The sequence below is a fragment of the Microcystis sp. M53598_WE2 genome (assembly GCF_030067735.1).
Taxonomy (GTDB): Bacteria; Cyanobacteriota; Cyanobacteriia; order Cyanobacteriales; family Microcystaceae; genus Microcystis; species Microcystis aeruginosa.
Map to the genome: position 1 here is coordinate 1 of NZ_JASJFE010000722.1, position 1,729 is coordinate 1,729.

A 1,729-nucleotide genomic window follows, 5' to 3' on the forward strand; every position below is an offset into this window, starting at 1 on the left:
AAACGTTTAGCATATTTTCTGGTAGGTTTGATTGGGTCAATCTTGTAGGTTGTTTCACCATCAAAAACCGTAACTAAAGAAGATAAACCTAGGTCTATCCCTGATATTTTTAGTTTTTCAATGGTTGTTGAGTCATCCATCTCAAACAAGATGGCAGCAAAATATTTATCTGTACTGGTTTTAGAAACAGTTACGGATTTAATCTTACCATTTATTACTTGAGAAATCTTAGCTTTTACAAACCCTAATTTAGGTAGCTTAATTCCCTTATTTCTAATTGAACAACTTTCAGGATAACGGATTGATTGTTTTTTGTGCTTACTTTTAAATTTAGGGAATTTTGTTCTTTTTGAGAAGAAGTTCTTAAAAGCAGATTCTAAGTTTTTCAATGATTGCTGCAAGGTAGCGGCAGTAGCCTCAGCTAACCATTCAAAATCCAGCTGTTTCTTGAGTTTGGTAAGGTCTTTTGCCATGTCACAGTAGGTCATTCCTTTACCAGTCTCTAGGTACTGATTGTTAGTTTTATTTAAGTAGTAATTCCAAACAAAACGGACGCAACCAAAGTTTTTAGCTAAGGCTAGTTCCTGTTTTTTGTTTGGGTATATTCTCACTTTTAAAACATTTAACATCAGCCTGACCCCATCTGTGCTATCTTTTCAGTGTAACACTTACCGCTTAAATATGTCAAGCTCATACATACCTTGAGAATCAAGCCTTTCCTTATTAGGAAACGCTGTCGCGTTAGTTTAGATTCTGGGGGCAATTCATCTCCCGTTAATTTCTGGTATATTTTTAATTAAGGAGAAATTTAACGGGAGTCCTCTTGCTCCATTTAGATAGAGTAAGCTGGAAATAGCGTCGGTTAACTCCTGATGAATTGGCTCAAACAAGGAAAATGGATCGCGGGGGGTTTCGGGCTAACTGTTTTACTGATGGGAACTATTAGCCTAGTTTCCTATCGCAATACCCTCGCCCTGCGTCAGCGCGCTGCCGAGGTGGAAGTTACCTACGAGATCATCGATAATCTCGCTAATCTTTACGCTAACATGGCGGTGGCCGAATCGGGAAGACGGGATTATATCAAAACTGGCAGCCCCAGTGAATTGGGCCGTCATCGTCGGGCGATCGCTTTGATGCAATCTAACTGGCAACTCCTGGCTAAACAATTAGAAAACGGCACGGATTTCGAGCGGGAAATGGTGACTGAGATCGGGGATTTAATGTATCGGCGAATTACTTTATTTAATCAATCGATCGCTACCTATAAATCCGATCGATCCGATGATATTTCTCAAGATGCAATCACGGTTAAAAGTGTCGAAGTCCGGGATAAGTTTCAAAATCTTCTTACCTATTTACAAGCTAGTCAGAAAAGGAATTTAAGAAGTAGCATCGCTAGTTCTAGGGATAGTATCAGCGAAAATTCTCTTTTGGGTTTACTGGGAACTTTTACTAGCTTTGGGATTATTTGCGGAGTTTATTTTTTAGTTTTTTGGCAAGAGAAACGGCGACAAAAAAGTGATGAAATTCACCGGTTATTACTACAGGAAAAAGAACTTTCCGATCTAAAAATTCAGCTTTTTTCTATGATATCCCATGAGTTCCGAACTCCTTTAACCGTGATTCTTTCCGCCTCTCAGTTATTAGAAAATGGCTTAAAAGATGCAGATCAGTCGAGCAGAAAAAACCTATATAGAATCCAGTCTTCTGTCAAGCTAATGAATCAATT

Annotated in this window: 2 protein-coding genes; one reads left to right on the top strand and one right to left on the bottom strand. The window is 38.6% G+C overall.

Annotated elements, in window-relative coordinates; translation table 11 throughout:
• The coding region (locus tag PX636_RS14755; RefSeq protein WP_288117677.1) for an RNA-guided endonuclease TnpB family protein at nucleotides 1-629 on the bottom strand (629 nt) is incomplete at its 3' end.
• A gap of 243 nt (nucleotides 630-872) precedes the next feature.
• Between PX636_RS14755 and PX636_RS14760 the strand changes: the two genes are divergently transcribed.
• The coding region (locus PX636_RS14760; protein ID WP_288117678.1) for a CHASE3 domain-containing protein at nucleotides 873-1,729 on the top strand (857 nt) is incomplete at its 3' end.